The 4,623-nt window shown below is 75.1% G+C and carries 3 protein-coding genes; all 3 read right to left on the bottom strand.

What is annotated here, in order from left to right:
* Window positions 1-233: 233 nt before the first annotated feature.
* On the bottom strand, window positions 234-1,058 hold the full coding sequence (locus tag JNW98_RS33770; protein WP_223772112.1) for a TrmH family RNA methyltransferase: 825 nt from the start codon (window positions 1,056-1,058) through the stop codon (window positions 234-236).
* A gap of 44 nt (window positions 1,059-1,102) precedes the next feature.
* Complete coding sequence (gene cobA / locus JNW98_RS33765) at window positions 1,103-2,371, bottom strand: uroporphyrinogen-III C-methyltransferase (protein WP_223772111.1); 1,269 nt, start codon at window positions 2,369-2,371, stop codon at window positions 1,103-1,105.
* A gap of 214 nt (window positions 2,372-2,585) precedes the next feature.
* The coding region (cobT, locus tag JNW98_RS33760) for a nicotinate-nucleotide--dimethylbenzimidazole phosphoribosyltransferase (RefSeq protein ID WP_223772110.1) at window positions 2,586-4,623 on the bottom strand (2,038 nt) is incomplete at its 5' end.

The raw sequence follows: 4,623 nt of genomic DNA, 5'->3' as shown, positions 1-4,623 counted from the left end.
CGGTTGCCCGCCCGCGCCTCCTCCAGGTGCGGGCTGACGGCGAAGCGGAAGCCGGCGGGGAAGCGGATCCTGGTGTCGGCGGGCATGGGCCCTCCCGGGGTCGGTGATGCCGTGCGGCACTCTCCGTGCGGGATCTCGTGGTGAGGCGGACGCTCCGCCTCGGGCTGTACCCAGGGAAGGCCGGTGCGGAAACGATTCGCCGCGCCGGCCTCCGGCCGAAGGCGCCACCGGTCCTACGCCGGCGTCCCCGCCGTCACGGCGTAGAAGGCGACGGCCGCCGCCGCGCCGACGTTGAGGGAGTCGACGCCGTGGGCCATCGGGATGCGCACCCACTCGTCGGCCGCCCGCAGGGCCTTGGCGGACAACCCGCTGCCCTCCGCGCCGAGCATCAGGGCGACCCGCTCCAGGCGGTGCGGAGCGGCGGCGTCCATCGCGGTGGCCTGCGCGTCCGGGGTGAGGGCCAGGACCCGGAAGCCCGCCGCCCGGACCGTCTCCAGGTCGCGCGGCCAGTTCTCCAGCCGGGCCCAGGGGACGGAGAACACTGCGCCCATGGACACCTTGACGGACCGCCGGTAGAGCGGATCCGCGCAGTCCGGGGAGAGCAGGACGGCGTCCATGCCCAGGGCGGCGGCGCTGCGGAAGATGGCACCGATGTTGGTGTGGTCGTTGACCGCTTCCATGACGGCGACCCGGCGGGCCGTGGCCAGGAGTCCGGCGGCATCGGCCGGCGGCTTGCGGTGCATGGAGGCGAGGGCGCCGCGGTGCACGTGGTACCCCGTCACCCGCTCGGCGAGCTCCGGCTCGACGACGTAGACGGGTGCGGGAACGTCCTCGATGACGTCGCGCATCGCGTCCACCCACTTGGCGGAGAGCAGCATGGACCGCATGCCGTAACCGGCGTCCACCGCCCGGCGGATGACCTTCTCCCCCTCCGCGATGAACAGGCCCTCGGCGGGCTCGCGCCGGCGGCGCAGCTCGACGTCGGTCAGGCCGGTGTAGTCGTGGAGGCGGGGGTCGTCGGGGTCGTCGATGGTGATGACCTGGGGGGACTGCGTCATGGGGCTCACGTGCCTCGTGGTGCGTACGGGTGGGATACGGGGGTTCAGCCGACGGCGTCCGAGCCGGCAGCGTCCGAGAGGGCCGCCGCCTCCCGGCCGATCGCCACGACCTCGCCGATGACGATGACGGCCGGCGGCCGTATGCCCTCGGCCCGCACCCGCTCCCCCACCGTCCCGAGGACGGCGTCGACGCGGCGCTGCGCGGCGGTCGTGCCCTCCTGGATCACCGCGACCGGGGTGTCGGCGGACCGGCCGTGCCGGATGAGCGTCTCGGCGATGGCGCCGCACTGCTCGACGCCCATGAGCACCACGAGGGTGCCGCCGAGGCGCGCGAGCGACGGCCAGTCGACGAGCGACCGCGGGTCGCCCGGCGCGACGTGCCCGCTGATGACGGTGAACTCGTGGGCGACCCCGCGGTGGGTGACGGGGATGCCGACCGTGCCGGGGACGCTGATGGAGCTGGAGATGCCGGGCACGACGGTGCAGGGGATGCCGTGTTCGGCGAGCGCCTGCATCTCCTCCTTGCCGCGGCCGAAGACGAACGGGTCGCCGCCCTTGAGGCGGACGACGGTCTTCCCCGCCTTCGCGTGTTCGATCAAGGCGTCGTTGATGGCCTCCTGGGCCATGGAGCGGCCGTACGGGATCTTCGCGGCGTCGATGACCTCGACGTGCGGAGGCAGTTCGTCGAGCAGGTCGCGCGGGCCCAGCCGGTCGGCGACGACGACGTCGGCCTCGGCGAGGAGCCGCCGGCCGCGCACGGTGATCAGGTCGGGGTCGCCGGGGCCGCCGCCGACGAGCGCCACGCGGCCGGCGCCCGGGCGGGTGCGGCGGTGGGCCGCGGCGATCGAACCGTCGCGCAGCCCCTCGACGATGGCGTCCCGCAGGGCCGCCGTGCGGCGCGGGTCCTGGCCGGTGAGCACGGCCACGGTGACGCCCGCGCTGCGGCCGGTGGCCGGCGTCCAGGCGGTGGCCGCCTCGGCGTCGTCGCTGCGCACGGCCCAGACGCGGCGGGCCTCCGCCTCGGCGGACGCGGCCCGGTTGGCCTCCGGGTCGTCGGTGGTGATCAGCGCGTACCAGGCGCCGTCCAGGTCGCCCTCGCGGTAGCGGCGGCGCTCCCAGCGCAGTTCACCGGCCTCCGCCATGGCCTCCACGGACGCGGTCGCGGACGGCGACACGAGCAGGACGTCGGCACCGGCCGCGATCAGGGCGGGCAGCCGGCGCTGCGCGACCTGACCGCCGCCGAGGACGACGACGCGGCGGTCACGCAGGCGGAGTCCGACGGGGTAGGCGGCGGGGTCTGGGTGCTCGGCCATGGGGGCTGCGGGTCTCCTCGCTGGTCAGGGGCGCTGGGCATACCCTACGTGGGCTTTGTTAGCGGGGGGTTTCGCCCGAACGCCGGACGGTCTGGAGAACCAGCCCGTCCGGCGTTTGAGGACAACCGCGCGGAGCGCGGTTTCGGGGGGTGCGGGGCCCGGCCCCGCAAGAACCGGTGAAAGGGCGGGGAGGGGCCCGCCCCGCAGGGAAGGGCTACCCCTTCTCCGCGACCCCCGCACTGTCGAACGTCGCCACCTCGTGCATGGCCCGCGCAGCACTCTGCACGACCGGAAGGGCCAGCAACGCACCCGTCCCCTCGCCAAGACGCAGGTCGAGGTCCACCAACGGCCGCAACCCCAGCTTCGTCAGAGCAGCGACATGACCGGGCTCCGCACTGCGGTGCCCCGCGATGCACGCGGCCAGCGCCTCAGGCGCGATGGCCCGCGCCACCAGAGCGGCCGCACCGGCGCTCACGCCGTCCAGGATCACCGGCGTGCGCAGCGAGGCGGCACCGAGGATCAGGCCGACGAGGGCGGCGTGTTCGAGCCCGCCGACCGCGGCGAGGACGCCGATCGGGTCGGCCGGGTCCGGGCGGTGCAGCTCCAGCGCCCGCCGGACGACGTCGATCTTGCGGGCGTGCATCTCGTCGTTGATGCCGGTGCCGCGCCCGGTGACCTCACCCGGGTCGGAGCCGGTGAAGACGGAGATCAGGGCGGCCGACACGGTGGTGTTGGCGATGCCCATCTCACCGGTGAGGAGCGCCTTGTTGCCCGCGGTGACCAGGTCGCGGGCGGTCTCGATGCCCACCTCGACGGCGCGCAGCGCCTCCTCGCGGGTCATCGCCGGTCCCGCGGTGAAGTCGTCCGTGCCCGGGCGGATCTTGCGCGGCAGCAGGCCGGGACGGGCCGGCAGGTCGCCGGCGACGCCGACGTCCACGACGCAGACCTCCGCGCCGACCTGGTTGGCGAACGCGTTGCACACGGCCCCGCCGCCCAGGAAGTTGGTCACCATCTGCGTGGTGACCTCCTGCGGCCAGGCGGTGACGCCCTGGGCGTGCACGCCGTGGTCGCCGGCGAAGACCGCGACGGCGGCGGGCTCCGGGATGGGCGGCGGGCACTTGCGCGACAGGCCGCAGAGCTGCGCGGAGATGATCTCCAGCATGCCGAGCGCGCCGGACGGCTTGGTCATCCGCTTCTGCCGCTCCCACGCCTCGCCGAGCGCCTTGGCGTCCAGCGGGCGGATGCCGCGGAGGGTCTCGGCGAGCAGGTCGTGCGGGTCCTCGCCGGGCAGCGCGCGGCGGCCGTACGTCTCCTCGTGGACGACCCAGGACAGCGGGCGCCGCTTGGACCAGCCAGCCTGCATCAGCTCGGGCTCGTCCGGGAACTCGTCGACGTACCCGACGCACAGGTACGCGACGACCTCCAGGTGCTCGGGGAGGCCGAGTTCGCGGACCATCTCGCGCTCGTCGAAGAAGCTGACCCAGCCGACGCCGAGCCCCTCGGCGCGGGCGGCGAGCCACAGGTTCTCGACGGCGAGGGCCGACGAGTAGGGGGCCATCTGCGGCTGGGTGTGCCGGCCGAGGGTGTGCCGGCCGCCCCGGGTGGGGTCGGCGGTGACCACGATGTTGACCGGGGTCTCGAGGATGGCCTCGATCTTCATTTCCTTGAACTGCTTGGCCCGGCCCTTGGGCAGCGACGCGGCGTACGCGTCGCGCTGGCGGCTGGCCAGGTCGTGCATGGTCCGGCGGGTCTCGGCGGACCGGATGACGACGAAGTCCCAGGGCTGCGAGTGCCCGACGCTCGGCGCCGTGTGCGCGGCCTCCAGGACGCGCAGCAGGACGTCGTGCGGGATGGGGTCGGGGCGGAAGCCGTTGCGGATGTCGCGGCGTTCGCGCATCACGCGGTGGACGGCCTCGCGTTCGGCGGCGGCGAAGCCGTCGGCGGGCGGGCCGAGGGGCATGCGGGGCTCCTCGGCGAGCGGCTCCTCGGCGGTGTCCACGCCGTCGGCCTGCTCGGCGGTGGCCTGCTCCGCAGTGGCCTGTTCGGCGGTCGCCTCGGCGGTGGTGTCGGCCGGTTCCTCCTGCCGCGGCTCGTCGTCGCGGACGAGGGCGAGGTGCACCGGCGCGGGGGCCTGCGGGGCCTCCGGCTCGGCGGGCTCCGGCTGCGTGGGGGCGGCGGCCGGCTCCTCGGGGGTGGCGGCGGGGGTGACCGCCGCCGGGAGCTCCTCGGCGGGCAGCTGCCCGGGCGCGGCG

This window comes from Streptomyces huiliensis, from assembly GCF_020037025.1.
GTDB lineage: Bacteria > Actinomycetota > Actinomycetes > Streptomycetales > Streptomycetaceae > Streptomyces > Streptomyces huiliensis.
Note: the sequence above shows the minus strand (reverse complement) of the source record. Positions and strands in the feature narration are given on the sequence as shown.

Excerpts from the sequence above, each read along its gene's own strand:
- JNW98_RS33770 (WP_223772112.1), bottom strand. The coding sequence starts at position 1,058 with ATGACGCAGTCCCCCCAGGTCATCACCATCGACGACCCCGACGACCCC.
- cobA (WP_223772111.1), bottom strand. The coding sequence starts at position 2,371 with ATGGCCGAGCACCCAGACCCCGCCGCCTACCCCGTCGGACTCCGCCTG.